Source organism: Ramlibacter sp. MAHUQ-53 (genome assembly GCF_052600055.1).
Window position 1 is genome coordinate 1 of record NZ_JBQWTS010000007.1, and the last position, 18206, is coordinate 18206.

Below are 18206 nucleotides of genomic sequence, written 5' to 3' on the forward strand. Positions count from 1 at the left end.
CCTCGCGCGCCGCGGTCGACGCGGGCTACGCCCCGAACGACCTGCAGGTGGGCCAGACCGGCAAGATCGTGGCGCCGCAGCTGTACATCGCCGCCGGCATCTCGGGGGCGATCCAGCACCTGGCGGGTATGAAGGACTCCAAGGTGATCGTGGCGATCAACAAGGACCCCGAGGCCCCGATCTTCAGCGTGGCCGACTACGGCCTCGAGGCGGACCTGTTCACTGCAGTTCCCGAGCTGACCAAGGCCCTGTAAGACCTGCACAAGCCCACCAAGGCATCGTTCGCGATGCCTTTTTCATATCTGGACGAGTTGGAGACAAGACCATGAGCTACCGCGCCCCCGTCAAGGACATGCTGTTCAACCTCCGCCACCTGGCGGGCATCGACGAGATCGCGAAGATCCCCGGCTTCGAAGACGCCGGTTTCGAGACCGCCCAGGCCGTGCTCGAGGAGTGCGCCAAGTTCAACGAAGGCGTGGTCGCACCCCTGAACCGCGCCGGCGACCTGGATCCCTCGTCCCTCGCCAACGGCGTGGTCACCACCACCCCGGGCTTCAAGGAGGCTTACCGCCAGTACGCCGAGGGCGGCTGGCAGGGCCTGCAGCACCCGGCCGACTTCGGCGGCCAGGGCCTGCCCAAGGCCATCGGCTCGGCCTGCGGCGAGATCCTCAACGCGGCGAACCTGAGCTTCGCGCTGTGCCCGCTGCTCACCGACGGTGCGATCGAGGCGTTGCTCACTGCCGCCTCCGACGAGGTCAAGGCCATCTACCTGGAGAAGCTGGTGACCGGCGAGTGGACCGGCACCATGAACCTCACCGAACCCCAGGCCGGCAGCGACCTGTCGCTGGTGCGAACCAGCGCCGAGCCGCAGCCGGACGGCACCTACAAGGTGTTCGGCACCAAGATCTTCATCACCTACGGCGAGCACGACATGGCGGACAACATCGTCCACCTGGTGCTGGCCCGCGTGAAGGGCGCGCCCGAGGGCGTCAAGGGCATCAGCCTGTTCGTGGTGCCCAAGTTCCTCGTGAACAAGGACGGCTCGCTGGGCGCGCGCAACGACGTGCAGTGCGTGAGCATCGAGCACAAGATGGGCATCAAGGCCTCGCCGACCGCGGTGCTGCAGTTCGGCGACGGCACGGCCGCGAGCATCGCCGACAGCGCCGGCCCTGGCGCCGTGGGCTACCTGGTGGGCGAGGAGAACCGCGGCCTCGAGTACATGTTCATCATGATGAACAGCGCGCGCTACGCGGTGGGCGTGCAGGGCATCGCGATCGCCGACCGCGCCTACCAGAAGGCCGTGCAGTACGCGCGTGACCGCGTGCAGTCCCGGCCGGTGGACGGCAGCATCAACGCTGCGGCGCCCATCATCCACCACCCCGACGTCAAGCGCATGCTCATGACCATGCGCGCCTACACCGAGGGCTGCCGCGCCATGGCCAGCGTGGCTGCTGCCGCCTACGACGCCGCCCACCACCACCCCGACGCCGAGGTGCGCAAGCAGAACCAGGCCTTCTACGAATTCCTGGTGCCGCTGGTGAAGGGCTACAGCACCGAGATGAGCCTGGAGGTCACCTCGCTGGGCGTGCAGGTGCACGGCGGCATGGGCTTCATCGAGGAGACCGGCGCGGCGCAGTACTACCGCGACGCCAAGATCCTCACCATCTACGAAGGCACGACCGCGATCCAGGCCAACGACCTGGTGGGTCGCAAGACCGCGCGTGACGGCGGCCAGGTGGCGCGCGCCATCGCCGCCCAGGTCGAGAAGACCGAGGGCGAGTTGGCCGCCCGGGGCAGCGTCGCCGCCCGCGCCGTGCACAAGCGCCTGGCCGCCGCGCGCAAGGCCTTCCTCGACGTCGTCGACTTCGTCGCCGGCCAGACCAAGGCCTCGCCCAACGCGGTGTTCGCCGGCTCGGTGCCGTACCTGATGCTGGCGGGCAACCTCGTCGCGGGCTGGCAGCTGGCGCGCGCGCTGCTCGCTGCCGAGACCCTGGCCGCCCAGGGCGAGGACGCCGACTTCATGAACGCCAAGGTCGCCACCGCCCGCTTCTACGCCGACCACCTCCTGGCCAAGGCGCCCGGCCTGCGCGACGCCATCGTCGAGGGCGGGGACAGCGTCACCGCCATGGCCCTGGACGCCTTCTGAGGCCCGCGCCGTGACCCGCGTCCTGCCCGGCGCCCTCGGCCGCGTCCCGCTGCCCATCATCGGCTCGCCGCTGTTCATCATCAGCAACCCCAGGCTGGTGATCGAGCAGTGCAAGGCCGGCGTGCTGGGCGCGATGCCCGCGCTCAACGCCCGCCCGGCCTCGCAGCTGGACGAGTGGCTGCACGAGATCACCGAGGCCCTGGCGGCCCACGACCGCGCGAACCCGGACCGGCCGGCCGCGCCCTTCGCGATCAACCAGATCGTCCACAAGAGCAATGACCGGCTCGAGCGCGACATGGAGCTGGTGGTCAAGCACAGGGTGCCGGTGGTGATCACGTCGCTGGGCGCGCGCACCGACGTCAACGACGCGGTGCACGCGTACGGCGGCGTCGTGATGCACGACATCATCAACAACGCCTTCGCCCGCAAGGCGATCGAGAAGGGGGCCGACGGCCTGATCGCGGTGGCGGCCGGTGCCGGCGGCCATGCCGGCACCAAGAGCCCCTTCGCCCTGGTGCAGGAGATCCGCCAGTGGTTCGACGGCCCGCTGGCGCTCTCCGGCGCCATCGCCACCGGCGGCGCGGTGCTGGCGGCCCAGGCCCTGGGGGCGGACTTCGCCTACATCGGCTCGGCCTTCATCGCCACCCTCGAGGCCCGCGCCAGCGAGGCCTACAAGCAGGCCATCGTCGAGGGCTCGAGCGACGACATCGTCTACACCAGCCTGTTCACCGGCGTGCACGGCAACTACCTCAAGCCCTCGATCCTGGCCGCCGGCCTGGACCCGGAGAACCTGCCCGAACGCGACCCGAGCCACATGGACTTCGGCGGCGAGCGCGCCGCCAAGGCCTGGAAGGACATCTGGGGCAGCGGCCAGGGCATCGGCGCGGTCAACGCGGTGACCTCCACCGCAGACCTTGTGGCACGCCTGGCGCGCGAGTGGCGCGAGGCGCGGGCCCGCGTCTGCGGCTGAAGCCCCGGCGTCCCCGGGAGGGCAGGCCCGGGCCTTGCGCGGCGGGCATCGCGATGGAATACTGTATGGATGAACAGTCGTTTCGTCGCCGTGCCCGTTTCCGCCCTCAAGGGCCGGGGCGCGGCCACGCGGCTCGCCCACCGCTTCTCCCGCGAGGCGCGTGACGCCTTCGACGACGGCTGGGAGACCCTGGCCGAGGCCCGGGCCGAGGGCGCGCCCGCGCCGGCCACCGAGATCACCTGGGAAGACCCGCGCAGCGCCATCACCTACAGTGACTCGCCCGACCTGTACTTCGACCGCTCCCTCAACCCCTACCGGGGTTGCGAGCATGGCTGCATCTACTGCTACGCGCGGCCCACGCACAGCTACCTGAACCTCTCCCCGGGCCTGGATTTCGAGACCCGGCTGGTCGCCAAGCGCGGCATCGCGCAGGTGCTGCGTCGGGAGCTCGCCAGCCCCCGCTACCGCCCCGGTTCGTTGGCGCTGGGGTCGGCCACCGATGCCTACCAGCCGATCGAGCGCGAGCTGCGGCTCACCCGCTCGGTGATCGAGGTGCTGCACGAGGCCTCCCACCCGTTCACCCTGGTCACCAAGTCCAGCGGCGTCGAGCGCGACATCGACCTGATCGCGCCGATGGCCCGCCAGGGCCTGGCCTCGGTCTTCGTCACCCTCGTCACCCTCGATGCCGGCCTGACCCGCCGGCTCGAGCCGCGCGCCGCCGCGCCGCACCGCCGCCTGCGCACCATCCGCACGCTGGCCGAGGCGGGCATCCCGGTGGGCGTGAGCCTCGCGCCGCAGATTCCCTTCCTCACCGAGGACATGGAGCAGGTGCTGGAGGCCGCGCGCGAGGCTGGCGCGACCAGCGCCTTCTACCAGGTGCTGCGCCTGCCCTGGGAAGTGAGCCCGCTGTTCCGCGAGTGGCTGGCCTTGCACTACCCGCAGCGCGCGCAGCGGGTGATGGCGCGCCTGCAGGACATGCGTGGCGGCAAGGACTACGACGCCGACTACGCCACCCGCATGAAGGGGGGCGGCCCCTGGGCCGACCTGCTGGCGCAGCGGTTCCGGCGCGCCAGCACGCGGCTCGGGTTCAACCGCGAGCGCTGGGCCGAGAACACGGCGCTGTTTCGCCGGCCCGCGCTCGACGGACAGCAGTCCCTCTTCGACGCCCCGGCCTGAGCCTCGGGTGTGGACGAGTCCACGCTTGAGGCCACGGCCGGCCTCGTGGCGCCGGCGTGTTCAGCAATTGTTAATTCAAAAGTATCTGTTGGTGGATAGCATCCGGCTCCCTTTCCATTTCCAGAGAGCCACCATGCCACTGAATCCCAGCCTCAAGCGACTGTTGTCCCTGTCCTGCCTCCTCGCCCTGGCCGCCTGCGGCGGCGGTGGCGGTGGCAGCGAAACGGCCGGCTCGGAACCCGGCGGCGGAATCGACCAGCCCTCGGGGGCCGCGAAATACGTCGGCACCTGGGTCGCCTGCACGCCGGTCGATGCGACGCATTCCATCCGGAGCACCCATGTCATCCCGCCGATGGCGTCCGACGTGATCCGCGTGAACTCCAGCGTCGAGATCCTCGCCAGCGCGGACTGCAGCGGGCCGGTGACCGGCCGGCAGGAGGTGGTCAGCGACGTGGGCTGGCTCGGCGCGACCAAGGTGGTCGACGGCACCACCGCGGACAAGGTGGGCGTCGCCCCCCGGAGCAGCATCACCAGCGGCAGCATCACCCTGATCGGCGATCCGCTGCAGCCTTTCAACCAGGTGATCGCCCTCGTTGACGGCCGGTTGCGTGAAGGCGACCTGAACGCCATCGGCCTCGATGGCTTCCCCGAGCAGCTGAGCGCCACCCTCTACATCAAGCAACCGTAAACCGCAGGAGCGCCCGCCAGACCCAGGCGGCCGCTCCCAGCATCACCAGGGAAATCGCCGCGCCCGCCAGGTTCACGCGCCACTGCTGCGCGTTCCCCAGCCGGCGCCACTGCCGCAGGCAGGCCCAGGCCATGGGCGGCAGGGCGAGGGCGGCCCACAGCGTGGGCACCGGCCACCGCCCCCAGCTCGCCAGCTCCGGAACCAGCGAGGCCGCGCCGGCAGCCAGCACCGCCGGCGCGGCCTCCAGTCCGCGTTGCCACAGGCCGGTGGCCACCGTGGCGGCGAGCATCAGCACGAGCGCAGCCGCGGCCTTGCGCGTGCGCTTCCAGTCCAGCGCGAACAAGACGAGGCAGGCGGCAGCGGCCTGCAACAGCCCCAGCGCCAGGGCCTGCAACAGGCCGGCCGCCGTCGGGTGCACCAGCGCCCGCCACAGGGCGACGTTGCAGGCCAGGGCGATCCAGGCGCCCACGCCGGCCACCATCCACGCAGGATGCGGCGCCAGGCGCGCTTCCCCGGGCATCAGGGTGGAGCGCACGAAGTCGGTGGCCCGGAACAGTTTGAGTCGCTGGGAAGGCATGGGCAGGAAACCTCCCGGCGATTGTTTGGCCGTGCCCCCGCCTTGGCAAGCGTCCGGCACCACCCGGCGGGCAATAAAAAGCCCGGCCGGAGCCGGGCTGGTTGCAGCGGGCAGGGCGCCTTACTGGAAGAAACCCTTGAGCTTGTCGGCCCAGGTCTCCTCGCTGGGCGTGTGCTTGTGGCCGCCCTTCTTGAGCGACTCGTCCAGCTCCTTGAGCAGCTTGCGCTGGTGCTCGGTGAGCTTGACCGGCACTTCCACGCCGATGTGGCAGTACAGGTCGCCGGGGTAGCTGGAGCGCACGCCCTTGATGCCCTTGCCGCGCAGGCGGAACTGCTTGCCGTGCTGCGTGCCCTCGGGGATGTCGATGGCCGCCTTGCCATTGAGGGTGGGCACCTCGATCTCGCCGCCCAGGGCGGCGCGGGCCATGCTCACCGGTACCACGCAGTGCAGGTCGTCGCCCTCGCGCTCGAAGATCTCGTGCTTCTTCAGGCGGATCTCGATGTACAGGTCGCCCGGCGGGCCGCCGTTCATGCCCGGCTCGCCGTTGCCGGCGCTGCGGATGCGCATGCCGTCGTCGATGCCGGCGGGGATCTTCACCTCCAGCGTCTTCTGCTTCTTCACCTTGCCCTGGCCATGGCAGGTGGTGCAGGGCTCGGGAATGATCTTGCCCGCGCCGCGGCAGTGCGGGCACGTCTGCTGCACGCTGAAGAAGCCCTGGCGCATCTGCACCACGCCCTGGCCATTGCAGTGGGTGCAGGTCTTGGCCTGGGTGCCGGGCTTGGCGCCGCTGCCATGGCAGGTCTCGCACGAGTCCCAGGTGGGAATGCGGATCTGCGCCTCCTTGCCGGCGGCGGCTTCCTCCAGGGTGACCTCCATCGCGTAGGAGAGGTCGCTGCCCCGGTACACCTGGCGGCCCCCGCCGCCACCGCGCCCGCCGCGGGCCTGGCCGAAGATGTCGCCGAAGATGTCGCCGAAGGCCTCGGCAAAGCCGCCGAAGCCCTCGCCGCCGCCCGGCCCGCCGCGCATGTTCGGGTCGACGCCGGCGTGGCCGTACTGGTCGTAGGCCCCGCGCTTTTCGGCGTCGGAGAGCATCTCGTAGGCCTCCTTGGCCTCCTTGAACTTGGCCTCGGCATCCTTGGCGGCGTCCCCCTGGTTGCGGTCAGGGTGGTACTTCATCGCCAGCTTGCGATAGGCCTTCTTGATCTCTTCTTCCGTCGCGTTCTTGGGCACGCCCAGGACGTCGTAGTAGTCGCGTTTGCTCGCCATGTTCCTATCTCAGGCAGTGTCGTTCAGGCAGTGTCCTGCGTTCCAGCAAAAAAGCCGCGCCGGCCTTGCGGGGCCAACGCGGCGAGCTGTCGCTGCGGTGCGAAGCCGCGATCAGCCCTTCTTGACTTCCTTGACCTCGGCGTCGACGACGTTGTCGTCGGCCGGCTTGGCCTGGGCCTGGGCGTCGGCGCCGGGGGCCGCGCCGCCGGCGGCCTGGGCGGCCTGCTGCGCCTGCATGTCGGCGTACATCTTCTCGCCCAGCTTCTGCGACACGGTCATCAGCGCGTTGGTCTTGTCCTCGATCGCGGCCTTGTCCTCGCCCTTGAGGGCTTCTTCCAGCTCCTTGACCGCGGCTTCGATCTTGTCCTTCTCGCCGGCTTCCAGCTTGTCGCCGTACTCGCCCAGGCTCTTGCGCACCGAGTGGACCATGGCCTCACCCTGGTTGCGGGCCTGCACGATCTCGAGCTTCTTCTTGTCCTCGGCGGCGTTCAGCTCGGCGTCCTTCACCATCTTCTGGATTTCCTCCTCGGACAGGCCCGAGTTGGCCTTGATGGTGATCTTGTTCTCCTTGCCGGTGCCCTTGTCCTTGGCGCCCACGTGCAGGATGCCGTTGGCGTCGATGTCGAAGCTCACCTCGATCTGGGGCAGGCCGCGCGGGGCCGGCGGGATGCCCTCGAGGTTGAACTCGCCGAGCAGCTTGTTGCCGGTGGCCATCTCGCGCTCGCCCTGGTAGACCTTGATGGTCACGGCCGGCTGGTTGTCGTCGGCGGTGGAGAAGGTCTGCGCGAACTTGGTCGGGATGGTGGTGTTCTTGCTGATCATCTTGGTCATGACGCCGCCCAGGGTCTCGATGCCCAGGGACAGGGGGGTCACGTCCAGCAGCAGCACGTCCTTGCGGTCGCCGCCCAGCACCTGGCCCTGGATGGCCGCGCCCACGGCGACGGCTTCATCGGGGTTGACGTCCTTGCGCGGCTCCTTGCCGAAGAACTCCTTGACCTTCTCCTGCACCTTGGGCATGCGGGTCATGCCGCCCACCAGGATCACGTCATGGATGTCGGACACGCTCACGCCGGCGTCCTTGATGGCGGTGCGGCACGGGGCGATGGTGCGCTCGATCAGCTCGTCGACCAGGCTTTCCAGCTTGGCGCGGGTCAGCTTGATGTTCAGGTGCTTCGGGCCCGAGGCATCGGCCGTGATGTACGGCAGGTTGATGTCGGTCTGCGAGCTGTTGGACAGCTCGATCTTGGCCTTCTCGGCGGCTTCCTTCAGGCGCTGCAGGGCCAGCACGTCCTTCGACAGGTCGACGCCCTGTTCCTTTTTGAACTCGCCGATGATGTAGTCGATGATGCGCTGGTCGAAGTCCTCGCCGCCCAGGAAGGTGTCGCCGTTGGTGGACAGCACCTCGAACTGCTTCTCGCCGTCGACGTCGGCGATCTCGATGATCGACACGTCGAAGGTGCCGCCGCCCAGGTCATAGACGGCGATCTTGCGGTCGCCCTTTTCCTGCTTGTCCAGGCCGAAGGCCAGGGCCGCGGCGGTGGGCTCGTTGATGATGCGCTTGACTTCCAGGCCGGCGATGCGGCCGGCGTCCTTGGTGGCCTGGCGCTGGGCGTCGTTGAAGTAGGCCGGCACCGTGATCACGGCCTCGGTCACGGGCTCGCCCAGGTAGTCCTCGGCGGTCTTCTTCATCTTGCGCAGCACCTCGGCGCTGATCTGCGGCGGGGCCAGCTTCTGGCCGCGCACGCCGACCCAGGCGTCACCGTTGTCGGCCTTGGTGATCTCGTAGGGCATGAGGTGGATGTCCTTCTGGACTTCCTTTTCCTCGAACTTGCGGCCGATCAGGCGCTTGACCGCGTACAGGGTGTTCTTGGCGTTGGTGACGGCCTGGCGCTTGGCCGAGGCGCCCACGAGGATCTCGCCGTCCTCCTGGTAGGCCACGATCGACGGGGTGGTGCGGGCGCCCTCGCTGTTCTCGATGACCTTGGGCGTGTTGCCCTCCATGACCGAGACGCACGAGTTGGTCGTGCCCAGGTCGATGCCGATGATCTTGCCCATGTGTTTCTCCTGATTCCTGATTCGTTGGCCCGCTGCGCGGGCCGGATGCATTGATGTCGTGTGCTTACTTGCGGCTCACCGGCGCGGTTTCAAGGCTGCGCGACGGTCACCAGGGCGGGGCGCAGGGTGCGCTCGGCGATGGTGTAGCCCTTTTGGAGTACGGTCACCACGGTGTTGGCCTCCTGCTGGCTGCCTTCGGGGCGGGGCACCATGGAGATGGCCTGGTGCTGGGCGGGGTCGAACTTCGCGCCGGCGGCGGGGTTGATCTCCAGGACCTTGTTGCGCTCCAGCGCGGACTTGAGCTGGCGCAGGGTCGCTTCGGCGCCCTCGCGGATCTGCTCCGGAGTGGCTTCCTTGATGGCCAGGCCGGCTTCCAGGCTGTCGGCCACCGGCAGCAGGCTCTCGGCGAAGGCCTCGACCGCGAACTTGCGGGCCTTGGCCATTTCCTCGTCGGCGCGGCGGCGGGTGTTCTGCATGTCGGCCTGGGCGCGCAGGTACTGCTCGTTCAGTTCGGCGACCTTGGCCTGCAGCGCGGCGACCTCGGCCTGCAGGGCGCCGGCGTCGGCGCTGGTGGCGGCCAGGGCGGCCTCGAGTTCCTCGGGCGTGGCGTCCTGCGGGACGCCCGGAGCGGGGGCTTGGGAGGGTTCGGACATGGTGGTGCGGGAAAAACGCAAAAAACTTCCGCGTTAGCTGGGGGCGCGGAAGGCCGGTTCAAGGCCGGGCCGGCAAAAAAAGCGGCCGGTCGAACGCGCGGGGCCGCACGGGCCCCGCCGGGCGGGCGGTCAGTGGACGGCGAGCAGCTCGACGTCGAACTTCAGCGTCGCATTGGGCGGGATCACGCCGCCGGCGCCGCGGGCGCCATAACCCAGCTGCGCCGGGATGATCAGGGTGCGGCGGCCGCCGACCTTCATGCCGGCGACGCCCTCGTCCCAGCCGCGGATCACCATGCCGGCGCCCAGGGAGAACTCGAAGGGGTCGTTGCGGTCGCGGCTGGAGTCGAACTTGGCGCCCTGCTGGCCGTCCTTCCAGAGCCAGCCGGTGTAGTGCACCTGCACGTCCTGGCCGGGCTTGGCCTCGGCGCCTTCGCCGACGTTGGTGTCTTCGTACTGCAGGCCGGAGGGAGTGGTGTTCATGGTCGGGTCCTCGGAAAACCCGCGAGTTTACCGGGGGCCTCTTTCCGCGGGCCTACTTGCGCCGGCCCTGGGACCACTTCACCGCGAAGGGCTGGACCTCGCCCAGGCGCCTGGCCAGCTCGGCGCCCGCCGGCGTGATGCCGTAGCCCTCGGGGCCGTGGTCGACGAAGCCGGCCTCGCGCAGCTCCTTGATGCGGGTGTTCAGGGTGTTGGGCGTGATGCCGCCCACGCTGTCCTGCAGCAGCCGGAAGGTCTGGGGGTGGCCATCGCGCAGCGCCCACAGCACCCGCAGGGCGTAGCGGGCCTCCAGCAGCGCGAAAAGCTGGCTGACGGCGGCGGTGTCCTTCACGGTCATGGGAGGGGCAGTCGGGGGGAGGCGGGGGGCGGCGTGGGCGGGGGTCGGGGCTTCGCGGAAGTTTACGCGCTCTTGCTACACAAACAATAGCAGAGCGCAGCGGGCGGCCGCCGCGTGCTACAGGATTTGTAGCTTCCGGGCCACACCACGCGCGGCGCGGCGGGTCAGAGGTAGATTTTCTTGAGGAGCCGCACCAGGGTCTGGCGCTCGGCGTCGGTGAGGCGGCCGGTGGCTTCCAGGTCGGCCTCGTGGGCCATGGCGGCCGCCTCCTGCAGCAGGCTGCGGCCGGCCGGGGTCATGTGCAGGCCCATGGCCCGGCCGTCCTTGGGGTGGGGGCGGCGGTCGATCAGGCCGCGATCGAGCAGCTGCTTGACCAGGGCCACCAGGTTGGACGACTGGATGCCCAGTTGCGCGCACAGCTGGCTGGAGGTGATGCCCGGGTTGCCGTCCACCAGCGTCAGCAGGGTGAAGCCCACCGGCCGCAGCTCCAGCGGCGCCAGGTGCCGGATGAAGTTCTCGACGATGGCCAGCGAGGCCCGCCGCACGCTGTAGCCGATGAAGCCCTCGATGACGGTGGTGTCGATGTCTTCGGGGGCGGCGTCGGCGGCAGGCGCGGAATCGGGGGAGGCGGGCTGGCGGGCGGGCACGGGGCGGCAGGTCTCAGGCGGTGTCGGTGGCGGGAACCGCGGCGAGGCGGTCCTCGATGATGCGCACGCGCATCTCGAACTCCGGCAGCACCCAGGTGCGCAGGGCCTGCAGCGGTTCGCTCCAGCGCGGCTCGCCCGATTGTGGCACCGCCGCCAGGCGCGAGCCGGCCCACCCCAGGAGCGCCAGGGCGCAGGCGCGCAGGAAGTCGTCGGCCACCCAGGCGGGCAGGTCCACCCGGGCCGGCGCGGCCTCGGCGATGCGCCGCGCCAGCGCGGCCAGGGTGGCGAAGCGCGCCGCGTCGGCCGTCGCCGGCTGCAGGTCGGCGAAGGCCGCCGCCAGGGCGGCGCCGCCATCGGGCACCACCTTGCGTTGCAGCAGGTCCAGCGCCTGGATCTCGTTCGTGCCCTCGTAGATCATGGCCACCCGCGAGTCGCGCACGATCTGCTCGATGCCCCACTCGCTCACGTAGCCGTGGCCGCCGAACACCTGCAGGCAGGCGCTGGCGCCATGGAAGCCCTGGTCGGTGAAGGCGGCCTTCATGATCGGCGTGGCCAGCGCGCACCAGCGCTGCGCGGCCTCGCGGCGTGCGGCGTCGGGGTGGTGCTGGGCCTCGTCCAGGGCCACGGCGGTGCGGTAGGCGAGCACCCGGCCGCAGTCGACCCAGGCGCGCTGCGTGTCCAGGATGCGGCGCACCGCGGGGTGCTCGCCGATCAGGCTGGTCTCCTTCGCGCCCGGGGCCCGCATCTGGCGGCGCTCCAGGGCGTAGGCGGCGGCCTTCTGGTGGGCGGCGTCGAGCAGGCCGATGCCCTGCAGGGCCACGTGCAGGCGCGCCGCGTTCATCATGATGAACATGGCGTTCAGGCCCTTGCCCGCCTCGCCGACCTGCCAGGCCACCGTGTCCTCGAAGCGCATCACGCAGGTGGGGCTGCCGTGCAGGCCCATCTTCTCCTCGATGCGGTCGCAGAACACCGCGTTGCGCGTGCCATCGGGCAGCACCTTGGGCGCGACGAACAGCGACAGGCCCTTGGGCCCGGGCGGCGCGTCGGGCAGGCGGGCCAGCACCAGGTGGACGATGTTGTCCGTGAGGTCGTGCTCGCCGCCGGAGATGAAGATCTTGCCGCCGGTGAGGCGATGGGTCGCCCCGTGCGGGCCGGCCTGGGGCACGGCGCGGGTGCGCACCAGGCCCAGGTCGCTGCCGGCGTGGGGCTCTGTCAGGCACATGGTGGCCAGCCACTCGCCGGTGGCGACCTTGGGCACGAACAGCGCGCGCACCGTCTCGTCGCCGTGGTGGCGCAGGGTCTCGTAGGCGCCCGTGAGCAGGCCCGGGGCCATGGTCCAGCCGTGGTTGGCGGCGCTGAGCATCTCGTACAGCACCATCTCCAGCACCACCGGCAGGCCCTGGCCGCCATCCTCGGGCGCGTGCGAGAGTGCGGGCCAGCCGCCTTCCCAGAAGGCCTGGTGGGCCTCGCGGAAGCCGGGCGGCATGGTGACCTTGCCAGCGTCCCAGCGGGCGCCGACCTCGTCGCCCACCCGGCTCAGGGGGGCGACCACGCTGGCGACGAACTCGCCGGCGGCCTCGAGCACCTGGCGCTGCAGGTCCAGGTCGTAGTCGCCATGCGGGGGCAGGGCGCCCAGCACCCCGGGGGCGCCGAGCACCGCGGTCAGGACATGGTCGATGGCGCCCGTGTCGGGCCGGTAGTGCTGTGACATCAGGACTCCGCGGTGAAGCCGATCTTCTTGATCAGGGGGCCCCAGTGCGCCGACTCGGAGGCCTGCCACTTGGCGGCGCCCTCGACGGTGGAGCCCTGCGGGATCAGGCCGACGATGGCCAGGGAGTCGGTCACGGCCTTGTCCTTGAGGGCGGCGTTGATCGCGGCGTTGGCGGCGGCGATCACCGGCGCCGGCGTCCTGGCGGGCGCCCAGAAGCCGAACCATTCCTCGGTGGTCAGCTCGGGGAAGCCCTGCTCGGCGAAGGTGGGAACGTCGGGCACGTAGGGCGAGCGCTTGGGGCCGGAGGTGGCCAGGATGCGCATCTTGCCGGCCTTGTGGTTGGCAATGAAGTCGCCATGCGGCGTCACCATCGCGGCGATCTGGCCGCCCACCACGTCGGTCACGCCGGGGACCGATCCGCGATAGGGCACGTGCTTGAGTTCAGTGCCGGTGTTCAGGCCCAGCAGCGCGCCGAGGAAGTGCGGCGTGGAGCCGGCGCCCGGCGAGCCGAAGCTGGCCTGCTGCGGATTGGCCTTGGCCCAGGCGATGAAGTCCTTCACCGTCTTGACCGAGGCCGGCACCATCGGCCCCACGGCCAGGCCGTGGTGGACGATGGCGGCCACGGAGACCGCGGTGAAGTCCTTCGGGTCGTAGGCGAGCTTCTGGTAGATGTGGGGGTAGTTGGCCAGGGCCGAGACCGGGGCTACCGCCAGCACCGAGCCGTCGGCCGGGGCGGCCTTGAGCGACTCCAGGGCGATGCGGCCGCCCGCGCCGGGCTTGTTTTCCACCACCGCGGCGTTGCGCGCGAAGGCGGTGCCGGCGAACTTCTCGCCGACGCGGCGGGCCACGGTGTCGCCGGAGCTGCCGGCGGGGAAGCCGTAATAGATCTTGACCTGGTCGAGGGCCTGGGCCAGGGCCTGCAGCGGGGCGAGGGCGCCCAGGGCGGTGGCGCCGGCGGCGGCCTGGATGAAGTGGCGGCGGGTCGTCATGCGGATTTCCTCTCGAAGTGGGATCAGGGTCGGGCGCGTCAACGGGGCGCCATGCGCAGCGCGCCGTCGAGGCGGATCACCTCGCCATTGAGGTGGGTGTTGGTGGCGATGTGGCAGGCCAGCTCGGCGAACTCCGAGGGCTTGCCCAGGCGCGGCGGGAAAGGGATGGAGGCCGCCAGCGAGGCCTGCACCGGCTCGGGCAGCTCCTTGAGCAGCGGCGTGGCGAACAGGCCGGGCGCGATGGTGCAGACGCGGATGCCGTGCTGCGCCAGGTCGCGGGCCATCGGCAGCGTCATGCCGACCACGCCGGCCTTGGAGGCGCTGTAGGCCTCCTGGCCCACCTGACCGTCGAAGGCGGCGACCGAGGCGGTGAGCAGGATCACCCCGCGCTCGTTGTCCTCCAGCCCGGGCAGGGCGGCGCATTGTGCGGCGAACAGCCGGCACATGTTGTATGCGCCGATCAGGTTGACCTGCACCACGCGGCTGAAGTCCGCCAGCGGGGCGGCGCTGCCGTCCTTCTGCACGATGCGCTTGGCCGAGCCGATGCCGGCCACGTTCATCAGCAGGCGTGCCGGGCCCTGGGCCTCGCGGGCCTGGGCCAGGGCGGCGGCGGCGCTGGCCTCGTCGGTGATGTCGCAGGCGCAGGCGATGCCGCCGATCTCGGCGGCCACGCGCTGCGCCGCCTCGGCGTTGCGGTCGAACACGGCGACCTTCGCGCCGCGCTGGGCCAGCAGGCGGGCCGTGGCCTCGCCCAGGCCGGATGCGCCGCCGGTGACGATGGCGGCTTGTCCTTCGATCTTCATGGTCAGGCTTTCTTCGGGGTCGGGGTGACGATGCCGGGCGCGGTGCCCGCATGCAGGGCCTCGACCAGGTCGGCGCGGTGCTTGAGCACGGCGCGCTGGTTGATCGAGCCCTTGTCGGTGACCTCGCCCTTGTCCATGTGCAGGGGCTCGGTGAGGATCAGGGCGCGGGCGACGCGGTTGGAGCTGCCGGTGGCGTCCGCGGCGAGGCGGTCGACCAGGTCCTGCAGCCAGGCGCGCACCGGGGCGGCTTCCGCCACCGCCGCCAGGGACGCGCCCGCGGGCAGGCCGGACAGCTTGGCCAGCGCCTGGGTCGGCACCACCAGGGCGCCGATCTCGTTCTTGTTCAGGCCGGTGATGACCGCGTCCTGGACGTAGGGCGCGCCGGCGGCGGCGATCCTGCCGCGCAGGGGGCCGACGCTGACGAAGGTGCCCGTGGCGAGCTTGAAGTCCTCGGCGATGCGGCCGTCGAACTTCACGCCCAGGTGCACGTCCTGCGGGTCGATCCAGGCCACCGCGTCGCCGGTGCGGAAGAAGCCCTCCTCGTCGAAGTGCTCGGCGGTCTCCTCGGGGCTGCGCCAGTAGCCCGGGGTGATGTTGGGGCCGCGGTAGCGGATCTCGCGCTTGTCGCCCATGTCGACCAGCTTGATCTCCAGGCCGGCGGCGGGCAGGCCGACGTGGCCGGCCTGCGCGTGCGGGTTGGTGACGAACAGCGCGAAGGGGCCGGACTCGGTCATGCCCAGGCCGGCGGTCATCACGATGCGCTCGCCGTACTCGCGCTCGGCCAGGGCGTAGAGCGCGTCCTGCACCTGCTGCGACAGCGCCGCGCCGGCATAGAGCATGGAGCGCAGGCGCGAGAAGAAGTTGCGGCGCAGGGTGTCGTCGGTCTCCATGGCGCGGGCCAGGGCCTCGTAGCCGACCGGCACGTTGAAGTACCAGGTGGGCGCGACCTCGCGCAGGTTGCGCAGGGTCTCGCCGATCAGGGCCGGCGTGGGCTTGCCCTCGTCGAGGTACATCGAGCCGCCGTTGTAGACGACCATGTGGAAGTTGTGGTTGCCGCCGGCGGTGTGATTCCAGGGCAGCCAGTCCACCAGCACCGGCGGCTCCTCGGCCAGCACCGGGATCGACTGCACGATCTGCTGCTGGTTCGAGCAGATCATGCGCTGGGTGTTGACCACCGCCTTGGGCTGCTTGGTCGAGCCGCTGGTGAAGAGGAACTTCACCACCGTGTCGGGGCCGGTGGCCTGCATCGCGGCGTCGACCGCCGCGGTGGGCTCGGTGGCCAGCAGGGCGGACATCGGCGTGATCCGGTGGCCCCTGGCGCTGGTGGCGCCGGCGGCGTCGTCCAGCACCACTTCCACGTCGGCCGGGACCACCGCCTCGATGGCGTGCTGGAAGCGCGGCCAGTCGGTGGCGAACACCAGGCCGGGGGTGAGCGTGTCCAGCAGGTGGCGCAGCTTGTCGTAGTCCTTGCTCACGAGCGAGTAGGCCGGCGAGGCGGCGCTGAAGGCCACGCCGGCGTACATGGCACCCAGCGCCAGCATCGCGTGCGACAGGCTGTTCTCGCTCAGGATCACGAGGGGACGCTCGGCGCTCAGGCCGCGATCCAGCAGGGCCTGGCCGATGCGGCGGGCCGCGTCCAGCGCCTGCGCGAAGGACAGGCGGCGCCAGTCCCCGCCGAGCGCCGGGTCACGCTGCGCGAAGAGCGTGTGGTCGGGCTTCACCTTCGCCCAGTGGACCAGGCGGTCGGTCATGCGCCCGGGGTAGGGCGCCAGCGCCTGCTCGCTGGTGACGTAGGTGCAGCCGGGGGCCTCGCGCAGCACCGCGCGGGTGATGCCGAAGGTGAAGGGGCGGTAGGTGGCGGTGGCGGACATGGCGCGGGTCCTCGGGTCAGGCCTTGACCTTGGGGCCGGTGCCGTCCAGGAAGGCGCGCACGCGGGCCTTGGCCTCGGGCGCCGACTGGGCGATGGCGGCGAGCATGGATTCGGAGAAGAACCCGTGGTCGGCCGGCTGCTCGGCGATGCGGGGCAGGCCCTGGATCAGGGCGTAGTTGGTCATGGGCGCGTTCTGCGCGATGCGCTCGGCCAGCTCGATCGCCTTGGCCAGAGCCTCGCCGGCGGGCACGTGGTACTGCGCCAGGCCCACGGCCACGCCTTCGGCGGCCTTGTAGACGCGGCCGGTCAGCATCATGTCCAGCATGCGGTGAGCGCCGATCAGCTTGGGCACGCGGACCGAGCCGCCGCCGCCCACGAAGATGCCGCGCGAGCCCTCGGGCAGGGCGAAGAAGGCGGTGTCGTCGGCCACCCGGATGTGGCAGGCCGAGGCCAGCTCCAGGCCGCCGCCGACCACCGCGCCATGCAGCGCCGCGACGACGGGGACCGGGCCCTGCTCCAGCTCCCGCAGGATGTAGAACCAGGAGCGGGAGTGGTGCAGGCCCTGCACCGCGTCGCGCTCCTGCAGCTCGCTCAGGTCCAGGCCGGCGCAGAAGTGGTCGCCCTCGCCATGCAGCACGACGGCCCGGGTGGTGGCGGGCAGTTCGGCGAAGCGCTGGCCGATGGCGGCGATCAGGCCGTCGCTGATGGCGTTGCGCTTGCGCGGACGGCACAGGCGGAGAATGGAGATCGCGCCGCGATGCTCGACCTGCACTTCGTCCAGGCTCGGGTTGACGGTGGAATTGCTTGACATGGGACTCCGTGTGACCTGTAATAAGGCTATAAAACATAGCCAGTTTAGGAAGCCGGCCCGCCAGCCGTATCAGTGAAAACCCGAGGAGACGCCATGGACCACAAGAACCTCATCGCCATCGACATCCACACCCATGCCGAGGTGAGCTGCTGGAATCCGTTCGACAACTACGCCGAGGAGTACGACCGCGCGGCGGACAAGTACTTCCGGAACTCGCGCCGCCCGACGATCGCCGAGACGGTGGCCTACTACCGCGAGAAGAAGATCGGCCTGGTGATGTTCACGGTGGACAGCGAGAGCCAGATCGGCCGCCGCCGCATCCCCAACGAGGAGATCGCGCAGGCCGCGCGCGAGAACGCGGACATGATGGTGGCCTTCGCCTCGATCGATCCGCACAAGGGCAAGATGGGCGCGCGCGAGGCCGAGCGCCTGATCAAGGAGGAGGGCGTCAAGGGCTTCAAGTTCCACCCCACGGTGCAGGGCTACCACCCCTACGACAAGATGGCCTGGCCGATCTACGAGGTGATCAACGCGCACAAGCTGCCGGCGATCTTCCACACCGGCCACAGCGGCATCGGCTCGGGCATGCGCTGCGGCGGCGGCCTGCGCCTGGAGTACTCCAACCCCATGCACCTGGACGACGTGGCGATCGACTTCCCCGACATGCAGATCGTCATGGCCCACCCCAGCTTCCCCTGGCAGGACGAGGCGCTGTCTGTTGCGACGCACAAGCCCAACGTCTGGATCGACCTCTCCGGCTGGAGCCCGAAGTACTTCCCGAAGCAGCTGGTGCAGTACGCCAACACCCTGCTGAAGGACCGCGTCCTGTTTGGCAGCGACTACCCCCTGATCACGCCCGAGCGCTGGATGAAGGACTTCGAGGAGGCCGGCTTCAAGCCCGAGGTCATGCCCGGCATCCTCAAGGACAACGCGGTGCGCCTGCTCGGTCTGGCCTGAGCGCGCCGGCGCGCGGTCGAAGCCGCGCTTCGTCCGCGCCGCCATCGCCCG

At 70.4% G+C, this 18206-nt stretch carries 18 protein-coding genes; 6 read left to right on the plus strand and 12 right to left on the minus strand.

Annotated elements, in window-relative coordinates:
• The 5 genes from ACT80S_RS11630 to ACT80S_RS11650 all read left to right on the plus strand — a co-directional run.
• On the plus strand, positions 1–254 hold a 254-nt coding region (locus ACT80S_RS11630; protein WP_377415874.1), incomplete at its 5' end, for an electron transfer flavoprotein subunit alpha/FixB family protein.
• A gap of 71 nt (positions 255–325) precedes the next feature.
• A complete protein-coding gene (locus ACT80S_RS11635; protein ID WP_377415876.1) occupies positions 326–2146 on the plus strand; it encodes an acyl-CoA dehydrogenase in 1821 nt (606 codons plus the stop codon).
• A 10-nt stretch (positions 2147–2156) separates the two neighbouring features.
• Complete coding sequence (locus ACT80S_RS11640) at positions 2157–3116, plus strand: NAD(P)H-dependent flavin oxidoreductase (RefSeq protein WP_377415878.1); 960 nt, start codon at positions 2157–2159, stop codon at positions 3114–3116.
• 69 nt (positions 3117–3185) lie between these two features.
• Positions 3186–4292: a PA0069 family radical SAM protein gene (locus tag ACT80S_RS11645; protein ID WP_377415880.1), complete on the plus strand. Its 1107-nt coding sequence runs from the start codon at positions 3186–3188 to the stop codon at positions 4290–4292.
• Positions 4293–4425: 133 nt separating this feature from the next.
• Complete coding sequence (locus tag ACT80S_RS11650) at positions 4426–4980, plus strand: hypothetical protein (protein WP_377415882.1); 555 nt, start codon at positions 4426–4428, stop codon at positions 4978–4980.
• Here the strand turns inward: ACT80S_RS11650 and ACT80S_RS11655 are convergent.
• The 12 genes from ACT80S_RS11655 to ACT80S_RS11710 all read right to left on the minus strand — a co-directional run bounded on the left by ACT80S_RS11655 (position 4967) and on the right by ACT80S_RS11710 (position 17198).
• A complete protein-coding gene (locus ACT80S_RS11655) occupies positions 4967–5557 on the minus strand; it encodes a hypothetical protein (protein WP_377415884.1) in 591 nt (196 codons plus the stop codon). The genes ACT80S_RS11650 and ACT80S_RS11655 overlap by 14 nt on opposite strands.
• 120 nt (positions 5558–5677) lie before the next feature.
• Positions 5678–6823, minus strand: coding sequence for a molecular chaperone DnaJ (gene dnaJ / locus ACT80S_RS11660; protein ID WP_377415886.1), 1146 nt, complete (start codon positions 6821–6823; stop codon positions 5678–5680).
• A gap of 111 nt (positions 6824–6934) precedes the next feature.
• Positions 6935–8878, minus strand: a complete 1944-nt coding sequence (gene dnaK / locus ACT80S_RS11665) for a molecular chaperone DnaK (RefSeq protein ID WP_377415888.1) — start codon at positions 8876–8878, stop codon at positions 6935–6937.
• Between the two features lie 89 nt (positions 8879–8967).
• Entirely contained in the window at positions 8968–9531 is a 564-nt protein-coding gene (gene grpE / locus ACT80S_RS11670) for a nucleotide exchange factor GrpE (RefSeq protein WP_377415890.1), read from the minus strand.
• A gap of 129 nt (positions 9532–9660) precedes the next feature.
• A complete protein-coding gene (locus ACT80S_RS11675) occupies positions 9661–10011 on the minus strand; it encodes an FKBP-type peptidyl-prolyl cis-trans isomerase (RefSeq protein WP_377415892.1) in 351 nt (116 codons plus the stop codon).
• A gap of 52 nt (positions 10012–10063) precedes the next feature.
• Positions 10064–10366, minus strand: coding sequence for a winged helix-turn-helix transcriptional regulator (locus tag ACT80S_RS11680; RefSeq protein WP_377415893.1), 303 nt, complete (start codon positions 10364–10366; stop codon positions 10064–10066).
• A 164-nt stretch (positions 10367–10530) separates the two neighbouring features.
• Complete coding sequence (locus tag ACT80S_RS11685) at positions 10531–11013, minus strand: MarR family winged helix-turn-helix transcriptional regulator (protein ID WP_377415894.1); 483 nt, start codon at positions 11011–11013, stop codon at positions 10531–10533.
• 13 nt (positions 11014–11026) lie between these two features.
• Positions 11027–12724, minus strand: coding sequence for an acyl-CoA dehydrogenase family protein (locus ACT80S_RS11690; RefSeq protein WP_377415895.1), 1698 nt, complete (start codon positions 12722–12724; stop codon positions 11027–11029).
• Positions 12724–13713: a Bug family tripartite tricarboxylate transporter substrate binding protein gene (locus ACT80S_RS11695; RefSeq protein WP_377415896.1), complete on the minus strand. Its 990-nt coding sequence runs from the start codon at positions 13711–13713 to the stop codon at positions 12724–12726. Before ACT80S_RS11695 ends, ACT80S_RS11690 begins: the two co-directional genes overlap by 1 nt.
• 38 nt (positions 13714–13751) lie before the next feature.
• Positions 13752–14516, minus strand: a complete 765-nt coding sequence (locus ACT80S_RS11700) for an SDR family NAD(P)-dependent oxidoreductase (protein ID WP_377415897.1) — start codon at positions 14514–14516, stop codon at positions 13752–13754.
• Between the two features lie 2 nt (positions 14517–14518).
• The gene (locus tag ACT80S_RS11705; protein ID WP_377415898.1) at positions 14519–16387 is read right to left on the minus strand and encodes a feruloyl-CoA synthase; all 1869 of its coding nucleotides are present in this window, start codon (positions 16385–16387) and stop codon (positions 14519–14521) included.
• Between the two features lie 16 nt (positions 16388–16403).
• Positions 16404–17198 (minus strand): crotonase/enoyl-CoA hydratase family protein, encoded by a 795-nt coding sequence (locus ACT80S_RS11710; RefSeq protein WP_377415899.1) that lies wholly within the window; start codon positions 17196–17198, stop codon positions 16404–16406.
• 93 nt (positions 17199–17291) lie between these two features.
• On the opposite strand from ACT80S_RS11710, the gene ACT80S_RS11715 reads away from it, so the two are divergent.
• On the plus strand, positions 17292–18155 hold the full coding sequence (locus ACT80S_RS11715; RefSeq protein ID WP_377415901.1) for an amidohydrolase family protein: 864 nt from the start codon (positions 17292–17294) through the stop codon (positions 18153–18155).
• Positions 18156–18206 lie beyond the last annotated feature (51 nt).

What these genes read in the sequence shown, in the direction of transcription:
- ACT80S_RS11635 (WP_377415876.1), top strand. Translation starts at nt 326, where the DNA reads ATGAGCTACCGCGCCCCCGTCAAGGACATGCTGTTCAACCTCCGCCAC.
- ACT80S_RS11645 (WP_377415880.1), top strand. Translation starts at nt 3,186, where the DNA reads ATGAACAGTCGTTTCGTCGCCGTGCCCGTTTCCGCCCTCAAGGGCCGG.
- ACT80S_RS11650 (WP_377415882.1), top strand. Translation starts at nt 4,426, where the DNA reads ATGCCACTGAATCCCAGCCTCAAGCGACTGTTGTCCCTGTCCTGCCTC.
- ACT80S_RS11655 (WP_377415884.1), bottom strand. Translation starts at nt 5,557, where the DNA reads ATGCCTTCCCAGCGACTCAAACTGTTCCGGGCCACCGACTTCGTGCGC.
- dnaJ (WP_377415886.1), bottom strand. Translation starts at nt 6,823, where the DNA reads ATGGCGAGCAAACGCGACTACTACGACGTCCTGGGCGTGCCCAAGAAC.
- dnaK (WP_377415888.1), bottom strand. Translation starts at nt 8,878, where the DNA reads ATGGGCAAGATCATCGGCATCGACCTGGGCACGACCAACTCGTGCGTC.
- grpE (WP_377415890.1), bottom strand. Translation starts at nt 9,531, where the DNA reads ATGTCCGAACCCTCCCAAGCCCCCGCTCCGGGCGTCCCGCAGGACGCC.
- ACT80S_RS11675 (WP_377415892.1), bottom strand. Translation starts at nt 10,011, where the DNA reads ATGAACACCACTCCCTCCGGCCTGCAGTACGAAGACACCAACGTCGGC.
- ACT80S_RS11680 (WP_377415893.1), bottom strand. Translation starts at nt 10,366, where the DNA reads ATGACCGTGAAGGACACCGCCGCCGTCAGCCAGCTTTTCGCGCTGCTG.
- ACT80S_RS11690 (WP_377415895.1), bottom strand. Translation starts at nt 12,724, where the DNA reads ATGTCACAGCACTACCGGCCCGACACGGGCGCCATCGACCATGTCCTG.
- ACT80S_RS11695 (WP_377415896.1), bottom strand. Translation starts at nt 13,713, where the DNA reads ATGACGACCCGCCGCCACTTCATCCAGGCCGCCGCCGGCGCCACCGCC.
- ACT80S_RS11700 (WP_377415897.1), bottom strand. Translation starts at nt 14,516, where the DNA reads ATGAAGATCGAAGGACAAGCCGCCATCGTCACCGGCGGCGCATCCGGC.
- ACT80S_RS11705 (WP_377415898.1), bottom strand. Translation starts at nt 16,387, where the DNA reads ATGTCCGCCACCGCCACCTACCGCCCCTTCACCTTCGGCATCACCCGC.
- ACT80S_RS11710 (WP_377415899.1), bottom strand. Translation starts at nt 17,198, where the DNA reads ATGTCAAGCAATTCCACCGTCAACCCGAGCCTGGACGAAGTGCAGGTC.
- ACT80S_RS11715 (WP_377415901.1), top strand. Translation starts at nt 17,292, where the DNA reads ATGGACCACAAGAACCTCATCGCCATCGACATCCACACCCATGCCGAG.